Source organism: Streptomyces sp. NPDC048565 (genome assembly GCF_040650935.1).
GTDB lineage: Bacteria > Actinomycetota > Actinomycetes > Streptomycetales > Streptomycetaceae > Streptomyces.
This window is the reverse complement of the sequence record NZ_JBEZIH010000005.1, coordinates 223,603-243,883: the sequence shown is the minus strand read 5'-3', so window position 1 is coordinate 243,883 and position 20,281 is coordinate 223,603. Positions and strand designations below refer to the sequence as shown.

The window sequence follows — 20,281 nt, the reverse complement described above, 5'->3', positions numbered from 1 at the left end:
TTCCTGGTCAGAGCTTGCGCAGTGACAGACGCTGGACCTTGTGGTCCGGCCCCTTGCGCAGCACCAGAGTGGCACGGCCGCGCGTCGGCGCCACGTTCTCCAGCAGGTTCGGCTTGTTGATGGTGCGCCACATGGTGCGCGCGTAGTCGAGCGCCTCGGCCTCGGAGACCTGCGTGTACTTGCGGAAGTACGAGAACGGGTTCTGGAACGCCGTCTCGCGCAGCCGGCGGAAGCGGTGCAGGTACCAGGTCTCGATGTCCTCGGCCTTCGCGTCCACGTACACGCTGAAGTCGAAGTAGTCCGCGAGCCCGACCCTGGTCCGGCCGTCCTTGCCGGGCAGCGCGGGCTGGAGGACGTTCAGCCCCTCGACGATCAGGATGTCGGGACGGCGTACGGTCAGCCGCTCGCCGGGCACGATGTCGTAGATCAGGTGCGAGTAGACGGGGGCCGTCACCTCGTCCTTGCCGGCCTTGATGTCGGCGACGAACCGGGTCAGCGCCCGCCGGTCGTACGACTCGGGGAAACCTTTCCTCGACATCAGGCCGCGCGCCTGGAGCTCCTTCATCGGCAGCAGGAACCCGTCGGTCGTCACCAGCTCCACCCGGGGGTGCTCCGGCCAGCGCGCGAGCAGCGCCTGGAGGATACGGGCGGTGGTGGACTTGCCGACGGCGACGCTTCCGGCGACCCCTATGACGAACGGGGTGCCGCGCTGCTCGCCGTGCCCGTTGCCCGCGTCCCCGAGGAAGGTGTTCAGCGCGCCGCGCAGGCCCGATGTGGCCTGGACGTAGAGGTTGAGCAGCCGGGAGAGCGGCAGATAGACGTCCCGGACCTCGTCGAGATCGATGACGTCGCCGAGCCCTCTCAGCTTCTCGACCTCGTCGGCGGTCAGCGGCAGCGGAGTCTTGTCACGCAGAGCGCTCCACTCGTCCCTGGTCAGGTCGACGTAGGGCGTCGGCGCGTGCTCGGTGCGGCGGGGGCTCCGTGCGGGTGAGGTGATCACCTACTCATTGTTGCGGGAGTTTTGACGCAGTGGGGGGTGGGCTCGGTCACGTGGGTGCGGTTCTGCGGGCAGAGGAGCGGCGCATGTGGATGGCCTACAGTCTTTTGTACATGGCCCACATTGCCCTGGTACGAGACCATCTGCGCCGGCGCGGTGGGCTCCTGCTATCCGCAGCGCGCGGAGTTCCTGTTCAGCGCTCCTACCGGCGGAGAGTACGACGAGATCGTGGAGATGTTCACCGACCTGTATCCCGAAGTCTCGGTGCCGAAGAACGCGGGGCGCTGGATCGGGGCGGTGCAACAGCGCATGGCCAGGGCGGGACAGCATCGGAGCGCCTCGGCCGTGGATCTGATCATCGCTGCTACCGCCGCGCACCACGGGCTGACCGTCCTCCACGACGACGCGGACTACCGCACTGTCGCTCGACATGCCCCCGACCTGCGGGAGCACCGTATCCACGACGTCGGCTGACGGCTGACCGGGGGCCGGATCGGGTGGTCGACGCCTGGAGGTGACCGAGGTACCCGTCCGCGGCGGCCCGGACGCGTACTACGGGCCGTTGCGGCCCTGCCCTGCGGCGGGCTACGCGAGATCCGGGTGCTCGCGAAGCCGGGCTCGGAGCGAGAGGGCGATCCGGTCCGCCTGCTCGTCCGTCACCCGTTCGGGCTCCGAGCGCCTCAGCAACTCGAAGACGCCCGGACCGCGTTGCTCCTGCGGTAGATCCGCTGTGCGCGGCACGATGTGGAAGTGCACGTGGGCAAAGCCCTCAGCTTCGGCGAACTGGACGACATAGGTCTTGTCGCACCCGGTCACGCCGCGGAGCGCCCGGGAGAGGCCGACCTGCCACGTTCCCAGGGCGGCGGCCTCCGCGTCGGTGAGGTCGTGGACGGCCGTGACATGGCGACGGGGTAGGAGCACCAGCCAGCCCGGAAGCGCGGTGTCGAAGGCATGGGCCACCCGCCAGTGCTCGTCGAAAGCGACGCACTCCCTGGGCGGCAGATCGTCGAACTTCGCTTCCTTCACGCATATGTAGCACTCGGAAGTTGTCATGAACCCAGAGCGTACGGCCCGGTGTCACGTGGGTTCGATGACCGGCTTGCGCATGTGTGCGTAGATCACCGATGTCCGTACGTCGGCGAGCTCCCGGCGCTTCGTCAGCTTGTCCAGGACCACCGAGTGCAGATGCTCGGTGTCGCGGACGGCCACGTGCACCAGGAAGTCGTCGTTCCCGGTGAGGACGAAGAGCGAGACCACTTCGGGCATCTGCTCCAGGAAGGCCTGGAAATTCTCGATCACCGAACGTGTCGGAGGGCGGACCCGGACCGCGATCATGGCCTGTAGTCCCCGGCCGATCGAAGCGAGGTCGGCCTGCGCGTGGAACCCCGTCAGGACGCCTCGCTCACGCAGTGCTCGGATCCGCTCCAGGCAGGTGGAGGGGGCGATGCCGAGCTCCTGGGCCATGTCCCGGTTGGTACGCCGGCCATCCTCCTGGAGCATCCGCACCAACGCCGAATCTAGTTCGTCCACGCATGCCTCGCTCTGTCGGATTCCGAAGGTAGTTCGGAGTCTACTCGTGACAGCCGTCGATGTTGTTACCTTCTCCCGGGTTGGCTGATGTTTGTTTGGTCGGGAGAGGTGTGATTCGGATGCGGGAGCGAGGGCCCGGCTTGTCGGCGGTGTGCGCGGTGGTGGCGGCAGCGCTGCTCTGGAGCAGTTCGTACGCGGTGACCAAGGAGGTGCTGGAGGACGTCGGCCCGCTCGGCATCGGCGCGATCAGGTTCACCCTGGCGGCCGTACTCCTGGCGGTGATGGTCCGGCTGGGCCGGAACCGCCCGTCCCGGCCGGACGCACGGCAGCGGCGGCAGCTCTACCTGAGCGGACTCCTCGGTATCACCGTCTACTTCATCCTGGAGAACGTCGGCGTGGATCTGTCCACGGCGTCCGACGCGTCCCTGATCGTGGCCACGTATCCGCTGATGACGATGGGTCTGGAGCTGGCCCTCTTCCGCAGCCGGATGCCGCTGTCGCGCGTCGCGGGCGTGCTGCTGGCCACCGTCGGCGCCTTCCTCGTCGTGCGTAACGGGGCGGAGGTCGGCGGGAACGCACGGTGGACCGGAGACGTCCTGCTGCTGCTCGGCGGTCTGGCCTGGGCCGGGTACAACGTGCTCGGCAAGCGCGCGAGCGCCGGTCGGAGCGCCGTGAGTGTCACGTACTACCAGACCCTGGCGGGCGCCGCCGGATTCCTCCTGGCCTCGCTGCTGGAGGCCGGCGACTGGCGGATGCCGGGCGCCGCCTCCGCCTCGCTGCTGGTCTACCTCGCCGTCGCATGCTCGGTCGGCGGCTTCCTGCTCTACAACTACGGCCTGCGCAGGATGGCGTCGAGCGTCGCCGTGAACATCCTCAACCTCGTCCCGGTCTTCGGCGTCGTCGGCGCCGTCGTGATCAACGGCGAGTCGATCCGCCCGGCCCAGGCGGCGGGCGGCGTCATCATCGTCGCCGGAGTGGCGCTCGGCATGATCGAGCGACGGGGCTCGGTGAACGCCTTGCGGGCGGACGGGACGGCGGACGACCCGGCCCCGACCGCGGCCTGACCACGACGGCCCACCCCTGCTGTCCCCCGTCCCCGTACGGCCTTATGGTGCCGATATGTGCGGAATCGTGGGTTACGTCGGGGCGCAGTCGGCGCAGGATGTCGTGGTCGCGGGGCTCAAGCGGCTGGAGTACCGGGGGTACGACTCCGCGGGGGTCGCCGTCCTCGCGGACGGAGGGCTGGCCTCGGCGAAGAAGGCGGGGAAGCTCGTCAATCTGGAGAAGGAGCTGAAGGACCGGCCGCTGCCGGCCGCGAACACCGGGGTCGGGCACACCCGTTGGGCCACGCACGGCGCGCCCACCGATGCCAACGCCCACCCGCACCTCGACAACGCGGGCCGGGTCGCCGTCGTGCACAACGGGATCATCGAGAACTTCGCGGCGCTGCGGGAGGAGCTGGCCGGGCGCGGTCATGACCTGGCCTCCGAGACCGACACCGAGGTGGTCGCCCATCTGCTCGCCGAGGCGTACTCGTCGAGCGGCGATCCGGCGGAGGCCATGCGGCAGGTATGCAGGCAGCTGGAGGGCGCGTTTACCCTGGTCGCCGTGCACGCCGACGAGCCGGGCACGGTGGTCGGGGCCCGGCGGAACTCGCCGCTGGTCGTCGGGGTGGGCGACGGGGAGATGTTCCTCGCCTCCGATGTGGCCGCCTTCATCGCGCACACCAGGGACGCCGTCGAGCTGGGCCAGGACCAGGTGGTCGAGCTCCGCCGGGACGGGGTGACGGTCACCGGCTTCGACGGTCTGCCCGCCGACGTACGCGAGTACCACGTGGACTGGGACGCGTCGGCAGCCGAGAAGGGCGGCTACGCCTCCTTCATGCTCAAGGAGATCGCCGACCAGCCCAAGGCCGTCGCGGACACGCTGCTGGGTCGGATCGACGGGGAGGGGGTGCTCCGTCTCGACGAGGTGCGCATCCCGGCGGCCGTGCTCCGTGAGGTCGACAAGGTCGTCGTCGTCGCCTGCGGGACCGCCTTCCACGCCGGGATGATCGCGAAGTACGCCATCGAGCACTGGACCAGGCTGCCCTGCGAGACGGAGCTGGCCAGCGAGTTCCGCTACCGCGACCCGATCCTGGACCAGCGCACCCTCGTCGTCGCCATCTCGCAGTCCGGCGAGACGATGGACACCCTGATGGCGGTCAGGCACGCCCGTGAGCAGGGGGCGAAGGTCCTCGCCATCTGCAACACGAACGGGTCGACCATCCCGAGGGAGTCTGACGCCGTCCTCTACACGCACGCGGGGCCGGAGGTCGCCGTCGCCTCCACCAAGGCGTTCCTGACGCAGCTCGTCGCCTGCTACCTCGTCGCGCTGTACCTCGGACAGGTGCGCGGCACCAAGTGGGGCGACGAGATCCGTACCGTCGTGCGCCAGCTCTCCGAGATGTCGGGCGCCGTCGACCGTGTCCTGGCCACCATGGAGCCCGTACGCGAGCTGGCCCGCTCGCTGGCCACCCGCCCCACCGTGCTCTTCGTGGGCCGGCACGTGGGCTACCCGGTGGCTCTGGAAGGTGCGCTGAAGCTCAAGGAGCTCGCCTACATGCACGCCGAGGGCTTCGCCGCCGGGGAGCTCAAACACGGGCCGATCGCCCTGATCGAGGAGGGAATGCCCGTCGTGGTGATCGCGCCCTCACCGCGAAGCCGTTCGGTGCTGCACGACAAGATCGTGTCGAACATCCAGGAGATCAGGGCCCGCGGCGCCCGTACCGTCGTCATCGCGGAGGAGGGCGACGAGGAGGTCGTCCCGTACGCCGATCACCTCATCAGGATCCCTGCTACGCCTACGCTGCTTCAGCCGCTGGTCGCCACGGTGCCGTTGCAGGTCTTCGCCTGCGAACTGGCGACAGCCCGGGGCAACGAGGTGGACCAGCCGCGCAATCTGGCGAAGTCCGTGACAGTCGAATGAGTGAGTGAGCGCGTGATCATTGGGGTCGGGATCGATGTGGCGGAGATCGAGCGTTTCGGCGCCGCGCTGGGGCGCACGCCGCAGCTGGCCGAGCGGCTCTTCGTGGAGCGGGAGTTGCTGCTGCCCGGCGGGGAACGGCGGGGGATCGCCTCGCTCGCGGCCAGGTTCGCCGCGAAGGAGGCCCTGGCCAAGGCGCTCGGGGCCCCGGGCGGGCTGCTCTGGACCGACGCCGAGGTGTGCGTCGAGGACAGCGGGAAGCCGCGCCTGGAGGTCCGCGGCACCGTCGCGGCGCGGGCGGCCGAACTGGGCGTGCGGAGCTGGCACGTGTCGCTGAGCCACGACGCGGGGGTGGCGTCCGCCGTGGTGATCGCGGAGGGTTGACGGCATGCGACATGCGTACAGCGTCGAGAGCGTAAGGGCCGCCGAGAAGGCGCTCATGGCACGGCTGCCGGAGGGCGCGCTGATGCAGCGCGCCGCCGCCGGGCTCGCGGTGGCCTGCGGCGACCTGCTCCGGCGGCGCGGCCGGGTGTACGGCTCCCGGGTGCTGCTCCTCGTGGGCAGCGGCGACAACGGCGCCGACGCGCTGTACGCGGGCGCCCGGCTGGCCAGGCGCGGAGCCGGTGTCAGGGCCGTGCTCACCTCGCCCGACAAGGTGCACCGGGCCGCACTGGACGCCCTGCTTGCGGCGGGCGGACAGGTCCTGGACACCTCCGACGGGCTGGGCCGCGTCGACCTCGTCGTGGACGGCATCACCGGGATCGGGGGGCGTGGCGGCCTGCGGCCAGGTGCGGCCGACCTGGTCCGCAAGGTCACCGCCGGCCACGCGCCCGTGCTGGCGGTGGATCTTCCGAGCGGAGTCGAGGCGGACACCGGCCAGGTGCTCGGCCCGGCCGTACGCGCCCACGCGACGGTCACCTTCGGTGCGTACAAGCCGGGGCTGCTCATCGACCCGGCCGCCGAACACGCGGGCGCGCTCCGGCTCGTCGACATCGGCCTGGGCCCTGAACTTCCGGACCGCCCTGACCTGGAGGCTCTTCAGTACGCCGATGTGGCCGCCCTGCTGCCCCAGCCCGACGCCGAGAGCGACAAGTACCGGCGCGGGGTCGTCGGCGTGGCCGCTGGATCCGAGCGTTACCCGGGCGCGGCCGTCCTCGCGGTCGCGGGGGCACTGCGCGGCGGCGCCGGGGCCGTGCGCTACGCGGGCCCCGGCGCCGGCGCGGTGATCGCCCGCTTCCCGGAGACGCTGGTGCACCCCGGGCCGCCGTCGAAGGCCGGGCGCGTCCAGGCCTGGGTGGTGGGACCCGGGCTCGGCGACGGCACGCAGGCCGCGTCGGCGGTCTCCGACGCGCTGGCAGCGGACGTCCCCGTACTGGTCGACGCGGACGGGCTCCGGCTGATGGACGCGGGCGCCGTACGCGAGCGGACCGCCGCCACCGTCCTCACCCCGCACGCGGGCGAGGCCGCGGCCCTGCTCGGCGTGGCGCGCGAGGAGGTCGAGGCGGGACGGCTCGCCGCCGTACGGGAACTGGCCGCGCGCTTCCGAGCCACGGTGCTCCTGAAGGGGTCGACGACCCTTGTCGCCGAGCCCGGGGACCCGCCCGTGCGGGTCAATCCGACCGGCACGCCCTGGCTGGCCACCGCGGGCAGCGGCGACGTGCTCTCCGGGCTGACCGGTTCGCTGCTGGCCGCGGGTCTCGCGCCGCGCGACGCCGCGTCGGTGGGCGCCTATCTGCACGGGCTCGCGGCGCGCCGGGCCGCGGACGGGGCGCCGCTCACCGCGCAGGACGTCGCGGACGCGGTGCCGTCCGCCTGGCGGGACGTACGGGCCTGAGACACGCTGGAAGTACGGGAACGGGAGGTGATCGGTCGTGGGCAGCGGCAGCAAGATCCGCGTACGCAGGGTGTACGACCCACCGGAGGAGGACGACGGCACCCGGGTGCTCGTCGACCGGCTCTGGCCGCGCGGGATCTCCAAGGAACACGCGGCGGTCGACCTGTGGGCGAAGGACGTGACGCCCTCGAAGGAACTCCGCACCTGGTACCACGAGGACCCCGGCAACCGGTACGACGACTTCGTGGACCGCTACCGCACCGAGCTCGGCGACCCCGTGCACACCGAGGCCGTCCAGGAGCTGCTCGCCCTGCTGCGCCGGGGCGGCGCGGTCACCCTCGTCACGGCCGTGAAGGACATACCGACCAGCCAGGTCCCGGTCCTCGTCGAGCATCTGGAGCACTCCCTCGACCACCGGTGACCGCCTCACCACGCACCGGAACGCGTCCGCTCTCCGATCGGGACCCCCGACAGGCTCTGAGACACTGGGCGCGATGAACGAGACAGCGACCCTGAGAGCCCGTGCCGAGATCGACCTCGCCGCGTTGCGCGCCAATGTGCGCGTGCTGCGTGCGCGTGCGTCCGGGGCGCAGCTCATGGCCGTGGTGAAGTCCGACGCGTACGGGCACGGGGCGGTGCCCTGTGCCAGGGCGGCGCTGGAGGCCGGCGCGGCCTGGCTCGGCACCGCCACCCCGCAGGAGGCGTTCGCGCTGCGGGAGGCCGGGATCGGCGGCCGGGTGATGTGCTGGCTGTGGACACCGGGCGGCCCCTGGCGCGAGGCGGTCGAGGCGGACATCGATGTCTCGGTGAGCGGCATGTGGGCGCTCGACGAGGTCGCCGCCGCCGCTACGGAGGCCGGGATTCCGGCCCGGGTCCAGCTCAAGGCCGACACGGGCCTCGGCCGCAACGGCTGCCAGCCCGCCGACTGGCCGGCGCTCGTCTCGGCCGCCCGCGCGGCCGAGGACGCGGGCACCCTGCGCGTCACCGGTCTCTGGTCGCACTTCGCCTGCGCCGACGAGCCGGGCCACCCGTCGATCGCCGCCCAGCTGGACGTCTTCCGCGACATGGTGGCCTACGCCGAGAAGGAGGGCGTCAGGCCCGAGGTGCGGCACATCGCCAACTCCCCGGCGACGCTCACGGTGCCGGAGTCCCACTTCGACCTCGTACGCACCGGTATCGCGATGTACGGCATCTCGCCCAGCCCCGAGCTCGGCACCCCGGCCGACTTCGGGCTGCGGCCCGTCATGACGCTCGCCGCGTCCGTCGCCCTGGTCAAGCAGGTGCCCCCGGGGCACGGCATCAGCTACGGGCACCACTACACGACGCCCGCCGAGACGACGCTGGCCCTGGTGCCCGTCGGGTACGCGGACGGCATCCCGCGCCATGCCTCGGGCCGTGGCCCTGTCCTCGTCGGCGGCGCCGTCCGCAGGGTCGCGGGGCGGGTGGCGATGGACCAGTTCGTGGTCGACCTCGGGGGCGACCGGCTGGAGGCGGGTGCGGAAGCGGTGCTGTTCGGGCCCGGGGACCGGGGCGAGCCGAGCGCCGAGGACTGGGCGCGGGCGGCGGACACGATCGCGTACGAGATCGTCACACGCATCGGAACCCGCGTCCCCCGCGTCCATCTCCACGAGGACTCCGGCCGGGGCTGAGACCCCGGCGCGGGCCCGGCGGGGATCATGGCCCGACGACGAAGGCCACAACGACGACGAAGGAGCACGGCACGGTGAGCGAGACCAGCGCGGAGGACGTGGCGGCGACAGCGGCCGTCGCGGCGGCCGGCTGGCGCCGGGCGGGCTTCGCCGGGGCGGCGATAGGCGTCATCGCCGCGGGCGCGGCGGCGGGCGTCGCCGTCGAGCGGCTCACCGTGGGCCGGGGCATGCGCAAGAAGGCCCGCCTGGCCCTGGACGCCTCAGGTCCGTACGGCTCTCTGCGCGGGGTGCCAGGACGTGCCGTCGCGGACGACGGCACCGAGCTGTACTACGAGGTCGACGAGATCGACCCGGGCGGCGGGCCGAGCCGTGCGGCCACGCGCGCCGGGGCAACCGCGGGATCGGGCTCGCGCCGGCGCAGGCTCTTCGGCAGCAAGGACCCCGCCCCGCTGACCGTCGTCTTCAGCCACGGCTACTGCCTCGGCCAGGACTCCTGGCACTTCCAGCGCGCGGCGCTGCGCGGCCTGGTCCGCACGGTCCACTGGGACCAGCGCAGCCACGGCCGCTCCGAGCGGGGCAGGGCGCAGGCCGACGGCGTACCGGTGGGCATCGACCAGCTCGGCCGCGACCTCAAGGCGGTCATCGACGCGGCGGCGCCCGAGGGCCCGCTGGTGCTGGTCGGGCATTCCATGGGCGGCATGACGATGATGGCGCTCGCCGACCGCTGTCCGGAGCTGATCCGCGACCGGGTGGTCGCGGTCGCGTTCGTCGGGACGTCGAGCGGCAAGCTCGGCGAGGTGAATTTCGGGCTGCCGGTGGCCGGGGTGAACGCGGTGCGCCGGGTGCTGCCCGGGGTGCTGAAGGCGCTCGGCTCACAGGCGGAGCTGGTGGAGCGGGGCCGGCGGGCGACCGCCGACCTGTTCGCGGGGCTGATCAAGCGGTACTCGTTCGGCTCGCGGGACGTGGACCCGGCGGTCGCGCGCTTCGCGGAGCGGCTCATCGAGTCCACCCCGATCGATGTGGTCGCCGAGTTCTACCCGGCCTTCACCGAGCACGACAAGAGCGGGGCGCTGCCGGCGTTCCGCGACATCCCGGTCCTGATCCTGGCCGGTGACAAGGACCTGGTGACGCCCAGTTCGCACAGCGAGGCCATCGCGGACGAGCTCCCGGACGCCGAGCTGGTCATCGTGCCGGACGCCGGTCATCTGGTGATGCTGGAGCACCCTGAGACGGTGACCGACCGGCTCGCGGACCTGCTGGTGCGGATCGGAGCGGTTCCGGCCTGACAGCGGTGCGGCCCGGCGGCGGTTCGGCCTGGCATCCGTGCCGGCCTGGCATCCGTGCCAAGGCCTGATCCGGGCGAACGGCCCCGGGGCGCGCCGATCCTCTACCGTTGGTCGGCATGGAAGCAGCGCACAACGGCTCGGTGGCCGGCACCGCCGCACCGGACACCGTCACCCTGGACGTCGCCGTCGAGTCCCCCGAAGAGATGAAGGAGCTGGGCCGCCGCATCGCCGGTGTGCTGGCCCCCGGCGACCTGGTGATGCTCACCGGCGAACTCGGCGCGGGCAAGACGACCCTGACCCGGGGCCTCGGCGAAGGCCTCGGGGTGCGCGGCGCCGTCACCTCGCCGACCTTCGTGATCGCCCGGGTCCACCCGCCGCTGGGCGAGGGCCCCGCCCTGGTCCACGTCGACGCGTACCGCCTGGGCGGCGGCCTCGACGAGATGGAGGACCTGGACCTCGATGTGTCGCTGCCGGAGTCGGTGGTCGTCGTGGAGTGGGGTGACGGCAAGGTCGAGGAGCTCTCCGACGACCGGCTGCGGGTGGTGATCGACCGCGCGGTCGGCGACACGGACGACGAGCGCCGCACGGTGACCCTGGTGGGGATCGGCACACGCTGGGCGAGGCTGGGCGCGGAGCTGGCGGAGGCCTGAAACCCCGCTTCCCCAGGGGGCCGGGGGCCGTGCGGCGGTGCCTGAGTAGGGTTGGCCCAGGCCGGGGCGATCACGGGGGACGGGCGCATGGAACACCTGCGAGGGGACGATCCTGTCCGGATCGGTCCGTACACGGTCCTGGGCCGGTTCGGCTCCGGAAGCGGTACGGGCACCGTCTCCGAGCCCCGGTACATCGCGCGGAGCGCCGACGGGGACCGTACCGTGTTCATCTGCCTTCCGCGCGCCGGTGCTGACCCTTCCCGGTGGGTGGCCGAGGCGCGGCACGCCTGGGCCCTGTCCGTTCCGGGCTTCCTCCAGGTGGACGAGGTGGGCGGTACGCCGGCGGCCCCCTGGTACGCGGCGCCCTACGTCGCGGCGCTCCCGCTCCCCGACGCACTGGTGGCCCAGGGCGGCCCGCTGCCGGAGCCGTTCGTGCGCGCCCTGGGCGCGGCACTGGCCTCTTCACTGCGGGCCGCACACGCCGGGGGCGTGATCCACGCCGGGCTGTCCCCCTCCGCGGTGCTGGTCACCCCGGGCGGGATCCGGCTGGCCGGTTTCGGGACGGTGCGCTCCACGGGTGTGGACGGGGAGCACCGAGGGAACACCCCGGGCCTCGACCACGGCAGCCTGCCGCCGGAGCAGATGACGGGCGGCCGGCCGCGACCGCTCGGAGACATCCACGGGATCGGAGCGGTCCTCTCGTACGCGAGCACCGGCCACACCGCCCCCGAGCGCGAGGAGATCCCCGAAGGGCTGCGTGGCGTGATCAGCGCGTGCCTGGCCCGGGACCCGGCGCAGCGCCCGGAAGCGGCGGCGCTGGAGGCCATGTTCGCGGCGGGTGGGGGTCGCCCGGAAGCTGACCTGGGCGCCCCTCGCACGCAGGCCGGACCACAGGCCACGGTGCTCGACGCCCCCTTCGCCGCCCGCCTGCCCCCGAGGGTGGCCGTGGCCCTCGCCCGGGTGGCGGCAGGCGTGCTCGCGGCGGAGCCGCCGAGGACGCCCGCGCAGCTCCTGGAGACCCACCCGTCGCGCGTCACCGGCACCCTGGACTGAGGGCCATGTTCTTCCCACTCACGCACGACGACCCCTCCCGATTCGGCGGTTACCGCCCGGTGGCCCGCCTCGGGGGCGGAGGCATGGGCACGGTCTACCTGGCCCGTGCGGCGGACGGCCGGACCGCGGCCCTCAAGACGATGCACGCCCGCCTGGCCGCCGACCCCGCGTTCCGCAGCCGCTTCCGGCTGGAGACCGACGCGGCCCGGATCATCGGTCCGGTCCACGGGGCCCGGGTCTTCGACGCCGATCCGGCCGCCGACATCCCGTGGCTGGCGACCGAGTACGTGCTGGGGCCGGGGCTCGACGATGCGGTCTCCGCGCACGGGGCCTTCCCCGAGCCCACGGTGCGGGCACTCGGAGCTCTGCTCTGCGCGGCGCTGACCCAGCTTCACCGCTCCGACGTCGTCCACCGGGACCTCAAGCCGTCCAACATCATGATCACCGTCGACGGCCCCAAGGTCATCGACTTCGGCATCGCCCGTGCCGACGGGGACGACCACCTCACACGGGCGGGAGCGGCCGCGGGCACGCCGGCCTTCATGTCCCCGGAGCAGGCGACCGGCCAGGAACACACGACGGCCGGTGACGTGTTCGCTCTCGCCGGTCTCCTCACCTACGCCGCCACGGGCCGTGGGCCCTTCGGAGCCGGGCAGCCCGCCGACCTCCTCTACCGGGTCCGCTACGCCGAGCCCGACCTCACCGGCGTGCCCCCGGCACTGCTGCCGGTCCTGGCCAGGGCCCTCAGCAAGGTCCCGGCGGACCGGCCCTGTGCCGCCGATCTCGCGGCCTGGCTCGAACCACCCAGGGGGAGTTTCTCGGAGCACCTGCCCGATGCCGTCCTCACCGACATCGTCCGGCGCGCCGCGGCGGTCTTCGCCGTGATGCCGCGCCGTATGCCACCCGGCGAAGCGGACACGCACCCGGACCTGTCTGTCGGGACCGTCGTCCGGCCTTCCCGGCGCGGGGTCCTGGCCGTGGGCGGAGCCTCGCTGCTGGCCCTGGCGGGGACGGGGGCCTGGGCACGGCACGACCGGCGGAGCCCGGACGGGAAGGGCGCTTCCACCACGCGGAAGACTCCCGCGACGGACATGCTCTGGCAGGTCCAGTCCGACTTCGGGTCCGACCAGGACAGGCCGTCGGCCCCGCTCATGCTGGAGGACCGGATCCTCGTCGCACTCAAGACCGTCATGCCGCAGGCACTGGACCCGCGCACGGGCCGGTCCCTCTGGTCCGACGAGGACGTGTTCCTCTTCCACCAGATGGTCACGGACGGCAAGCGCGTGTACGCCGTCGACTACTCGCTGGACGACGACGCCCCCTACGTCGTCCGTACCGTCGACCCGGCCACGGGCAAGGCCGGTGGGACGGTCGCGCGTCTCACGGACCTGCGGGGCCGCCTGTTCGAGGGTCAGCTGCTCTGTGCCACGGACACGGTCCTCCACGGGGTGGGCGGGGCAGGACGCGATTCGACCGACGGGTTCCGCGAGGACCAGTCCTGGTTCCTCTTCGCGCTCGACCCCGGGACCGGCGAGAGGCTGTGGACCCGCGCGCTCCCCGCCAGGCCGGACGGGTCGGAACGCCTCCACTTCCTGTCCGGCCGGGTCGAGGGGGACCACCTGGTCCTGGTCCAGCAGGCCGAGGACGGCGGGCTGCGCCTCACCGTCCTCGGCGCCAGGACCGGCGCACCGTTGTGGGACACCGCGCTCGACGGGGACGGTCCGGTCCTGGACCGTGCCAGGGTCGCGGTCGACGCACAGCACGTGTACCTCGCGGCGGACGGACTCGTCGCACGGCGTCTGGCGGACGGCGTCGTCGCCTGGCACCACGAAGAGGACCGGCCGGGCGCGGTCCACGGGCCGCCGGCGGTCAAGGACGGCGTCGTCCACGCGGCGGTGAAGGGGCAAGGCCTCGTCGCGGTGCGTGCCGGGACCGGCAAGGTCGTGTGGGCGCAGACGGGCCGGGCGGACGCCGTGGCCGACGCGCCGCCCACGGTGGGAACCGCCTACGTGTACAGCGAGTCCGCCACCGGCCTCGTCGCCGCCGACCTCCGTACAGGTGCGGCCGCCCAGCCGTTCGAGGCCGCTCGCGGCCGGTACTTCGTCCATGGGCCCACCGGGCGGCTCATCGCCCAGGGCGAGGCCTACACCGCCGGATACCCACTCCTCTGACTGCACGGGAAGCGTCTCGGAACATGAAACCCCTGACCACCGGAGATCCGCTCAGGCTCGGCCCCTACCGCATCCTCGGGATCCTCGGCGAGGGCGGCATGGGCAAGGTGTACGTCGGTCTGGACGGCGGAGGAAGCGTCGCCGCCGTGAAGGTCCTGCACCACCATCTCGCCCACGATCCCGATCTCGCCCGGCGCTTCGTCCGCGAGGCCGAGATGGCGCAGGCGGTCAGCAGCGACGGGGTGGCCAGGGTCATCGACAGCAGGACCGAGGGTGGGCGGCCCTGGATCGCGACCGAGTTCCTGGTCGGGCCGACGCTCGACGAGGCGGTCGCCGCCCACGGTCCGCTCGACGAACCCGCCGTACGGGCTCTCGCCGTGGCTGTGGCGCGCGGACTCCGGGACATCCATGCCGCGGGGCTCGTGCACCGTGACGTGAAGCCCGGCAACATCGTGCTCACGGCCACCGGCCCGCGGATCATCGACTTCGGCATCGCGCGCCCCGAGCACGGCCTCACCCTCACGGCCACCGGAGAGGTTCCGGTGACGCCGGGGTACGGCGCCCCCGAGCAGGTGCTCGGGCACCGGGTGGGTCCGGCGGCGGATGTCTTCTCCCTGGGCGCGGTGCTCGTGTACGCGGCGAGCGGCAGGCGCGCGTACGACGGCCCGCACGCCGCCGCCGTGCAGTACGAAGTCGTCCATGGCGAGCCGAGTCTGGGCGGGGTGCCGGCCGCGCTCCGGCAGCTGATCGCGCCCTGCTTCGCCAAGGATCCCGCGTGGCGCCCCTCCACGGAGGCGATGGCCACGGCCTTCGACCCGCCGCGTGGGGCCGACCGCGCCTGGCGTCACGGTCCCCTCGCGCGGGACGTCTCGGCGCGCCGCCGCAGTCTGCACGAGCTCACCACGGCGGTGGCCGTGAGCCCGGGCCGTTCCGTGCCGAGGCGCCGGCTGCTGACCGCGCTGGCCGTCGGCGGGGCTGTCCTCGCCGTGGGAGGGGGAACGGCCGTGTGGCTGAACGGCCGTGGCCGTCAGGACCCGTTCAGCATCCCGCCGGCCGTGAAGACGCCGAAGGCCCGTGTGCTGTCCGCGGAGAAGGGCGACTACGTGTACGGCGAGACACCCGAACCGATATGGAGCCACGCCTCGGTGTTCGGCGACGGCACCCCCGCCCCGCTGCCGGTGCGTGACGTCGTCGTGGTGGGCGCCCCCGGCGGAGGCATCGCGGCTCGCGGTGTCACCGACGGTGAACTCCGCTGGTCGGCACCGGGTACCAAGGCCGTGCGCCGGTACGTCTCGCTCTCCGGGCAGCTGGTGGCCGCGGCGGACGGCAAAGGCGTCCTGCGCACCTTCGTGGCGTCGACGGGTGAACCGAAGTGGACCGTTGACGTCGATGCCGCCTGGGTACTGGCGGCGGACGACGAGGCGGTGTACGTGGTCACGGGCGACGGGCACCTGCGCAGCGTCGGGCGGGCGGACGCCGAGGTGCGCTGGTCGGTCGAGGCCGGCGCGGACCTCGGCGCGAAGCCCGGGCCGCGTGGCGTCGTGGTGGCGGGGCGGCTGGTCGTCGCCGGGGCGGGCGGTGCCGTCGTCGCGGTGCGGACCGATGACGGCGGCGCGGCCTGGCAGCTGCGCGACCAGGCCGAGGGGAGGCCCGGGATCGCGGCCGCCGCGGACACCGTCTTCGTGACCGGGACGCATCTGCGGGCCGTGAATGCCAGGGACGGCGAGGAGCGCTGGGTCGCGGAGAACCCGAAGCAACCGGGGGTGGATCCCTACTGGGGCCCGCCCACGGTGCACGGCACCCACGTCTACGCGGCCTTCCTGGGATACCCCTTGCGTCTGGCCGCCAAGGACGGAGGCCCCACCGACTGGGTCCACCAGGGCCTGGTCCAGTGCGCTGCGCAGAGCCCGCTCGTCGTCCAGGGCGACGGCTTCTGGTCGATCGCGGTGAACGACACGGGGGGAGGGATCAACGTGATCGATCTGGCCGAGGACCGCCGGCCGTGGGTGTTCCGCATCATCAAGAACACCGATCAGTACTGGCTGGCTGCCGACGGCAACCGGGTCTTCGTCGTGGACGGTGACTCGCTGAGCGCGCTGCCGGTGTTCTGAGGACGCCCACGGTCCACCCTTTCCGACGGTCTGTCGGTAAAATGTTGCGCGGGGGAGGCCCGTCGTGGTCACATGGGATACGGAGACGGGTTAGGTCTACCTAACCAGGTCTCGCGCCGAAGCCCGAGGAGGCATCCATGCCGGTACCCGAGCGTGAAGTGCGGCCGCGGCCATCGCAGGCGGAGCAGCCGTCGGTGTCCGCGGTGTCGATGAAGGACCTGCTGGCCTCCTGTGCGGCCGCGACGGCGGTCTCGACGCCGCCCCGCGACGACGAGCACGCCGACGAGGACGAGGCCGAAGACGTGGGGCGCGACGCGGCCTGAGCCGGCCGCCCTGCTGGTAGCGGGTGCTGCTACGGGACGACGACGACCTTCACGCCGACCGTGGCGAAGGTCCAGAGCGCGTTGCCGTCGGCCCGCTTCATCCGCACCCCGCCGGTCTTGATCGTGGGGTCGGGGCTCGCCATCGAGTCGTCCTGCGCGGCGCTGAAGCCGACCGCCACATCGCCGACGTTCGCGAAACGCACCACGTGTTCGATCATGACGCCGTCCGAGCCCTTGATGCTGCCGGAGCGCGAGGTGACCGGGTACACGCCGGGCAGCGGGCTCACGGAGCTCGGCATGACGGTGAACGTCCGGAGAGGCTTCTCCTTGTCGTTCACGATCCACACCCGGCGGTCCTTCAGCGCGTACACGACGCGGGTCCCCGTGTCGGAGTCCTCGGGGATCGCGAGCGGCTGCTTCGGAGCCTTCTTCGGCTTCTCCGAGGGCGCGGGCGTGGCCCCTGAGGGGGCGGCCGAGGGTGCGGCGACCGAATCGGGTGCGTTCGCCGACGCCTGGTAGGCGAGGAAACAGACCGCGGCCAGCGCCGCGGCAGTGAGCCCGGCCACGATTCCCGAGCTGCCCCTTGCCACCGTGAGGTCCCCTTTCACCTGCCGTGCGCCATATGTCGTACAAGCATTTACGTCGTACACGCGTATACCCGGCGACGGTACCAGCAGCGGAAGGGGAGACCGGGACGATGCACGGGCTGCCATGGCCGAGTCGGCGGAGCCGTAGGCTGTTTGTGTGCTGCTGCTCGCCATGGATACCGCCACCCCCGCCGTCACCGTCGCCCTCCACGACGGGGCATCCGTCGTGGCCGAGACCGGCCAGGTCGACGCCCGGAGGCACGGGGAGCTGCTGCTGCCCGCCGTCGACCGGGTCCTCGCCGAGGCCGGAGTGACGCTCGACGCCGTGACCGATGTGGCCGTCGGGGTCGGCCCCGGCCCCTACACCGGGCTGCGTGTCGGCCTGGTCACCGCCGCGACCTTCGGTTCCGCCCTCTCGGTGCCGGTGCACGGGCTGTGCACGCTCGACGCCCTCGCGTACGCCGCAGGCCTGGACGGCCTCGAAGGTCCCTTCGCCGTCGCGACCGACGCGCGCCGCAAGGAGGTCTACTGGGCGCGGTACGAGGACTTCCGCACCCGGGACGGTGAACCCGCCGTCGACCGGCCCGGCGACATCGCGGACCGGCTCGCCGGACTGCCCGTCGCCGGTGCGGGCGCGCTGCTCTACCCCGAGGCCTTCACCGAGGCCCGCGGCCCGGAACACGTCCGCGCCGGAGCGCTCGCCGCCCTGGCCGCCGAGCGGCTGACCGCCGGCGCCGCGCTACTGCCACCGCAGCCGCTCTATCTGCGCAGGCCCGACGCCCAGGTCCCGAAGAACTACAAGGTGGTCACCCCCCAGTGACCACCGCGACCGCTGTGCTCCGCGAGATGCGCTGGTGGGACATCGAGCCGGTGCTGGAGCTGGAACACGAGCTGTTCCCCGACGACGCCTGGTCGGCCGGCATGTTCTGGTCCGAGCTGGCCCGTGCGCGCGGGCCGGGGTCCACCCACCGCTATGTCGTCGCCGAGGATCCCGAAGGCCGGCTCGTCGGCTACGCGGGCCTCGCCTCGGCCGGCGACCTCGCCGACGTCCAGACGATCGCGGTCAGCCGCGGTCAGTGGGGCGGCGGCCTCGGATCGGAGCTGCTGACCGATCTGCTCCGGCACGCAACGGCCTTCGAGTGCACCGCCGTGCTCCTGGAGGTCCGTGTCGACAACACCCGCGCGCAGAAACTCTACGAACGCTTCGGCTTCGAACCCATCGGCTTCCGCCGTGGCTACTACCAGCCGGGGAACATCGACGCACTCGTCATGCGCCTGACCGTACAAGGAACAGAGACTGATGGCTGACGAACCGCTCGTACTCGGCATCGAGACCTCCTGCGACGAGACCGGTGTCGGCATCGTGCGGGGCACGACGCTCCTCGCCGACGCCGTCGCCTCCAGCGTCGAGACGCACGCCCGCTTCGGCGGTGTCGTCCCGGAGATCGCCTCCCGCGCCCATCTGGAATCGATGGTGCCGACCATCGAGCGCGCGCTGAAGGACGCCGGGATCAGCGCCCGTGACCTCGACGGCATCGCCGTCACGGCAGGCCCCGGGCTCGCCGGGGCGCTGCTCGTCGGGGTGTCGGCCGCCAAGGCGTACGCGTACGCGCTGAACAAGCCGCTGTACGGGGTGAACCACCTGGCCTCGCACATCTGCGTCGACCAGCTGGAGCACGGCCCGCTGCCCGAGCCGACCATGGCGCTGCTGGTGAGCGGCGGGCACTCCTCGCTGCTGCTGGCCCCGGACATCACCAGCGACGTACGGCCGCTCGGCGCGACCATCGACGACGCGGCGGGCGAGGCGTTCGACAAGATCGCCCGGGTGCTGGACCTCGGCTTCCCCGGCGGCCCCGTCATCGACCGGCTGGCCAGGGAGGGTGACCCGAAGGCGATCGCTTTCCCGCGCGGACTGAGCGGCTCGCGCGATCCCGCGTACGACTTCTCGTTCTCCGGCCTCAAGACGTCCGTGGCGCGCTGGATCGAGACGAAGCGCGCGGCCGGCGAGGACGTTCCCGTACGGGACGTGGCGGCGTCCTTCCAGGAGGCCGTGGTGGACGTCCTCACCCGCAAGGCCGTCCGGGCCTGCAAGGACGAGGGCGTCGACCACCTGATGATCGGCGGCGGCGTCGCGGCCAACTCACGGCTGCGGGCGCTCGCCGAGGAGCGGTGCGAGAAGGCGGGGATCCGGCTGCGCGTCCCCAGGCCGGGGCTCTGCACGGACAACGGGGCCATGGTCGCGGCGCTGGGCGCGGAGATGGTGGCGCGCAACCGCCCGGTGTCGGACCTGGACCTCTCGGCGGACTCCTCGCTGCCGGTCACCGAGACCCATGTGCCGGGCGTGCACGCGCACGGCCACGACGCGCACGGCCATCACGCACACGGCCACGACGCACACAGCCATGACCATGTGCACGAGGTCAGCAAGGACAACCTGTACTCATGAGCCCCACGACCGTCGTCCTGATGTGGGAGGCCCGCGCCGCCGAGGGCCGCGGCGGCGAGCTGCTGGAGTGGGCGCGGGCCCGCTCCGCCGAAATGGCCCGCGAGCCGCACCGCAGCGAACTGCTGCGCGCCCCGCAGGACCGGGTCCTGGTGATGACGTGGTGGCGGGACGCGTCGTACGACGACGACCTCCCCGAGCTCCCGGAGCCCGAAGCCGCCCTGGTCACCCGCCCGGTGCACCGCTGGCGCTTCGAGTCGGTGGACTGAACGGAAGGACGTCAGCGGGAGTGGAAGAGCGTCAGCGTCCCGCGTCCCTCGCCGGATCAGGCCCGTCCTGCTGAAGGGGCGTCCGGTGCTCACCGCGAACCTGTTCTGTCTGCTGCTGGCCTCGGCCCAGTTCGGGGCGTTCTACTTCGTCTCGCTGTACATGCGGCTGGTCCTCGGGTTCGGCCCGACCGCCGCCCGGGTCACCGGCGGCGGCACGGGCTCACCGAGCTGTCCTCGGGATACGCGGCGGCGTTCCGGGTCGCGGCGGGTCTCCTGGCGGCCGCCGGGCCGGCGGCGTACGTCCTGCTGCCGGCGGAGCGCGGGGCGACGTCCGTGGAGGGCCCGACCGATGAGTTCGGGGTGCGGGACCGGTCTACCTTGCACAGCGAACGATGACGTCCGCCGAGGCGAGGA

Annotated in this window: 21 protein-coding genes and 1 pseudogene; 18 read left to right on the top strand and 4 right to left on the bottom strand. The window is 72.5% G+C overall.

Annotation, left to right across the window (positions count from 1 at the left end):
• Window positions 1-7 precede the first annotated feature (7 nt).
• Window positions 8-1,000 carry a type I pantothenate kinase gene (gene coaA, locus AB0C75_RS08885; protein WP_362888526.1) on the bottom strand — a complete coding sequence of 331 codons (993 nt, stop codon included), beginning with the start codon at window positions 998-1,000 and terminating at the stop codon, window positions 8-10.
• 120 nt (window positions 1,001-1,120) lie between these two features.
• On the opposite strand from coaA, the gene AB0C75_RS08880 reads away from it, so the two are divergent.
• Window positions 1,121-1,471 carry a PIN domain-containing protein gene (locus tag AB0C75_RS08880; protein ID WP_362888524.1) on the top strand — a complete coding sequence of 117 codons (351 nt, stop codon included), beginning with the start codon at window positions 1,121-1,123 and terminating at the stop codon, window positions 1,469-1,471.
• A 111-nt stretch (window positions 1,472-1,582) separates the two neighbouring features.
• Here the strand turns inward: AB0C75_RS08880 and AB0C75_RS08875 are convergent, their stop codons facing one another.
• Together AB0C75_RS08875 and AB0C75_RS08870 are read right to left on the bottom strand one after the other, a co-directional pair.
• Window positions 1,583-2,050 carry an HIT family protein gene (locus AB0C75_RS08875; RefSeq protein WP_362888522.1) on the bottom strand — a complete coding sequence of 156 codons (468 nt, stop codon included), beginning with the start codon at window positions 2,048-2,050 and terminating at the stop codon, window positions 1,583-1,585.
• 24 nt (window positions 2,051-2,074) lie between these two features.
• Window positions 2,075-2,527, bottom strand: coding sequence for an Lrp/AsnC family transcriptional regulator (locus AB0C75_RS08870; protein WP_362888520.1), 453 nt, complete (start codon window positions 2,525-2,527; stop codon window positions 2,075-2,077).
• 119 nt (window positions 2,528-2,646) lie between these two features.
• Here AB0C75_RS08870 and AB0C75_RS08865 point away from each other — a divergent pair, with 119 nt between their 5' ends.
• The 12 genes from AB0C75_RS08865 (at window position 2,647) to AB0C75_RS08810 (ending at window position 16,568) form a co-directional block, all read left to right on the top strand.
• Window positions 2,647-3,591 (top strand): DMT family transporter, encoded by a 945-nt coding sequence (locus tag AB0C75_RS08865; protein ID WP_362888518.1) that lies wholly within the window; start codon window positions 2,647-2,649, stop codon window positions 3,589-3,591.
• 55 nt (window positions 3,592-3,646) lie between these two features.
• The gene (glmS, locus tag AB0C75_RS08860) at window positions 3,647-5,494 is read left to right on the top strand and encodes a glutamine--fructose-6-phosphate transaminase (isomerizing) (protein ID WP_362888516.1); all 1,848 of its coding nucleotides are present in this window, start codon (window positions 3,647-3,649) and stop codon (window positions 5,492-5,494) included.
• Window positions 5,495-5,506: 12 nt separating this feature from the next.
• Window positions 5,507-5,875, top strand: coding sequence for a holo-ACP synthase (locus AB0C75_RS08855; RefSeq protein ID WP_362888514.1), 369 nt, complete (start codon window positions 5,507-5,509; stop codon window positions 5,873-5,875).
• 4 nt (window positions 5,876-5,879) lie between these two features.
• Window positions 5,880-7,325, top strand: coding sequence for an NAD(P)H-hydrate dehydratase (locus tag AB0C75_RS08850; protein ID WP_362888512.1), 1,446 nt, complete (start codon window positions 5,880-5,882; stop codon window positions 7,323-7,325).
• A 37-nt stretch (window positions 7,326-7,362) separates the two neighbouring features.
• The gene (locus tag AB0C75_RS08845) at window positions 7,363-7,746 is read left to right on the top strand and encodes a DUF488 family protein (protein ID WP_362888510.1); all 384 of its coding nucleotides are present in this window, start codon (window positions 7,363-7,365) and stop codon (window positions 7,744-7,746) included.
• A gap of 73 nt (window positions 7,747-7,819) precedes the next feature.
• The gene (gene alr, locus AB0C75_RS08840) at window positions 7,820-8,974 is read left to right on the top strand and encodes an alanine racemase (RefSeq protein WP_362888508.1); all 1,155 of its coding nucleotides are present in this window, start codon (window positions 7,820-7,822) and stop codon (window positions 8,972-8,974) included.
• 74 nt (window positions 8,975-9,048) lie between these two features.
• On the top strand, window positions 9,049-10,260 hold the full coding sequence (locus AB0C75_RS08835; protein WP_362888506.1) for an alpha/beta hydrolase: 1,212 nt from the start codon (window positions 9,049-9,051) through the stop codon (window positions 10,258-10,260).
• A gap of 116 nt (window positions 10,261-10,376) precedes the next feature.
• Window positions 10,377-10,910, top strand: a complete 534-nt coding sequence (gene tsaE, locus AB0C75_RS08830) for a tRNA (adenosine(37)-N6)-threonylcarbamoyltransferase complex ATPase subunit type 1 TsaE (protein WP_362888504.1) — start codon at window positions 10,377-10,379, stop codon at window positions 10,908-10,910.
• An 87-nt stretch (window positions 10,911-10,997) separates the two neighbouring features.
• Window positions 10,998-11,963, top strand: coding sequence for a serine/threonine protein kinase (locus AB0C75_RS08825; protein WP_362888502.1), 966 nt, complete (start codon window positions 10,998-11,000; stop codon window positions 11,961-11,963).
• Between the two features lie 5 nt (window positions 11,964-11,968).
• Window positions 11,969-14,134, top strand: a complete 2,166-nt coding sequence (locus tag AB0C75_RS08820) for a PQQ-binding-like beta-propeller repeat protein (RefSeq protein ID WP_362888500.1) — start codon at window positions 11,969-11,971, stop codon at window positions 14,132-14,134.
• A 23-nt stretch (window positions 14,135-14,157) separates the two neighbouring features.
• Entirely contained in the window at window positions 14,158-16,245 is a 2,088-nt protein-coding gene (locus tag AB0C75_RS08815) for a protein kinase (protein ID WP_362888498.1), read from the top strand.
• Between the two features lie 137 nt (window positions 16,246-16,382).
• Window positions 16,383-16,568, top strand: coding sequence for a hypothetical protein (locus AB0C75_RS08810; protein WP_362888496.1), 186 nt, complete (start codon window positions 16,383-16,385; stop codon window positions 16,566-16,568).
• Window positions 16,569-16,597: 29 nt separating this feature from the next.
• On the opposite strand, the gene AB0C75_RS08805 is transcribed toward AB0C75_RS08810, so the two are convergent.
• Window positions 16,598-17,158, bottom strand: a complete 561-nt coding sequence (locus AB0C75_RS08805) for a hypothetical protein (RefSeq protein WP_362888495.1) — start codon at window positions 17,156-17,158, stop codon at window positions 16,598-16,600.
• Between the two features lie 169 nt (window positions 17,159-17,327).
• Between AB0C75_RS08805 and tsaB the strand changes: the two genes are divergently transcribed.
• From tsaB to AB0C75_RS08780, 5 genes and pseudogenes are all read left to right on the top strand, one after another.
• Window positions 17,328-17,975 carry a tRNA (adenosine(37)-N6)-threonylcarbamoyltransferase complex dimerization subunit type 1 TsaB gene (gene tsaB, locus AB0C75_RS08800; RefSeq protein WP_362888672.1) on the top strand — a complete coding sequence of 216 codons (648 nt, stop codon included), beginning with the start codon at window positions 17,328-17,330 and terminating at the stop codon, window positions 17,973-17,975.
• On the top strand, window positions 17,972-18,463 hold the full coding sequence (gene rimI, locus AB0C75_RS08795; RefSeq protein WP_362888493.1) for a ribosomal protein S18-alanine N-acetyltransferase: 492 nt from the start codon (window positions 17,972-17,974) through the stop codon (window positions 18,461-18,463). Before tsaB ends, rimI begins: the two co-directional genes overlap by 4 nt.
• The gene (tsaD, locus tag AB0C75_RS08790; protein ID WP_362888491.1) at window positions 18,456-19,601 is read left to right on the top strand and encodes a tRNA (adenosine(37)-N6)-threonylcarbamoyltransferase complex transferase subunit TsaD; all 1,146 of its coding nucleotides are present in this window, start codon (window positions 18,456-18,458) and stop codon (window positions 19,599-19,601) included. The genes rimI and tsaD overlap by 8 nt, the downstream gene beginning before the upstream one ends.
• Window positions 19,598-19,867, top strand: a complete 270-nt coding sequence (locus tag AB0C75_RS08785; RefSeq protein WP_362888489.1) for a hypothetical protein — start codon at window positions 19,598-19,600, stop codon at window positions 19,865-19,867. Before tsaD ends, AB0C75_RS08785 begins: the two co-directional genes overlap by 4 nt.
• 55 nt (window positions 19,868-19,922) lie before the next feature.
• A pseudogene (locus AB0C75_RS08780) lies at window positions 19,923-20,263 on the top strand (hypothetical protein); the annotation flags it as partial.
• Window positions 20,264-20,281: the final 18 nt, after the last annotated feature.

What these genes read in the sequence shown, in the direction of transcription:
- tsaE (WP_362888504.1), top strand. Translation starts at nt 10,377, where the DNA reads ATGGAAGCAGCGCACAACGGCTCGGTGGCCGGCACCGCCGCACCGGAC.
- tsaD (WP_362888491.1), top strand. Translation starts at nt 18,456, where the DNA reads ATGGCTGACGAACCGCTCGTACTCGGCATCGAGACCTCCTGCGACGAG.
- AB0C75_RS08815 (WP_362888498.1), top strand. Translation starts at nt 14,158, where the DNA reads ATGAAACCCCTGACCACCGGAGATCCGCTCAGGCTCGGCCCCTACCGC.
- tsaB (WP_362888672.1), top strand. Translation starts at nt 17,328, where the DNA reads ATGGATACCGCCACCCCCGCCGTCACCGTCGCCCTCCACGACGGGGCA.
- glmS (WP_362888516.1), top strand. Translation starts at nt 3,647, where the DNA reads ATGTGCGGAATCGTGGGTTACGTCGGGGCGCAGTCGGCGCAGGATGTC.
- AB0C75_RS08825 (WP_362888502.1), top strand. Translation starts at nt 10,998, where the DNA reads ATGGAACACCTGCGAGGGGACGATCCTGTCCGGATCGGTCCGTACACG.
- AB0C75_RS08820 (WP_362888500.1), top strand. Translation starts at nt 11,969, where the DNA reads ATGTTCTTCCCACTCACGCACGACGACCCCTCCCGATTCGGCGGTTAC.
- AB0C75_RS08875 (WP_362888522.1), bottom strand. Translation starts at nt 2,050, where the DNA reads ATGACAACTTCCGAGTGCTACATATGCGTGAAGGAAGCGAAGTTCGAC.
- AB0C75_RS08865 (WP_362888518.1), top strand. Translation starts at nt 2,647, where the DNA reads ATGCGGGAGCGAGGGCCCGGCTTGTCGGCGGTGTGCGCGGTGGTGGCG.
- alr (WP_362888508.1), top strand. Translation starts at nt 7,820, where the DNA reads ATGAACGAGACAGCGACCCTGAGAGCCCGTGCCGAGATCGACCTCGCC.
- AB0C75_RS08785 (WP_362888489.1), top strand. Translation starts at nt 19,598, where the DNA reads ATGAGCCCCACGACCGTCGTCCTGATGTGGGAGGCCCGCGCCGCCGAG.
- AB0C75_RS08850 (WP_362888512.1), top strand. Translation starts at nt 5,880, where the DNA reads ATGCGACATGCGTACAGCGTCGAGAGCGTAAGGGCCGCCGAGAAGGCG.
- AB0C75_RS08810 (WP_362888496.1), top strand. Translation starts at nt 16,383, where the DNA reads ATGCCGGTACCCGAGCGTGAAGTGCGGCCGCGGCCATCGCAGGCGGAG.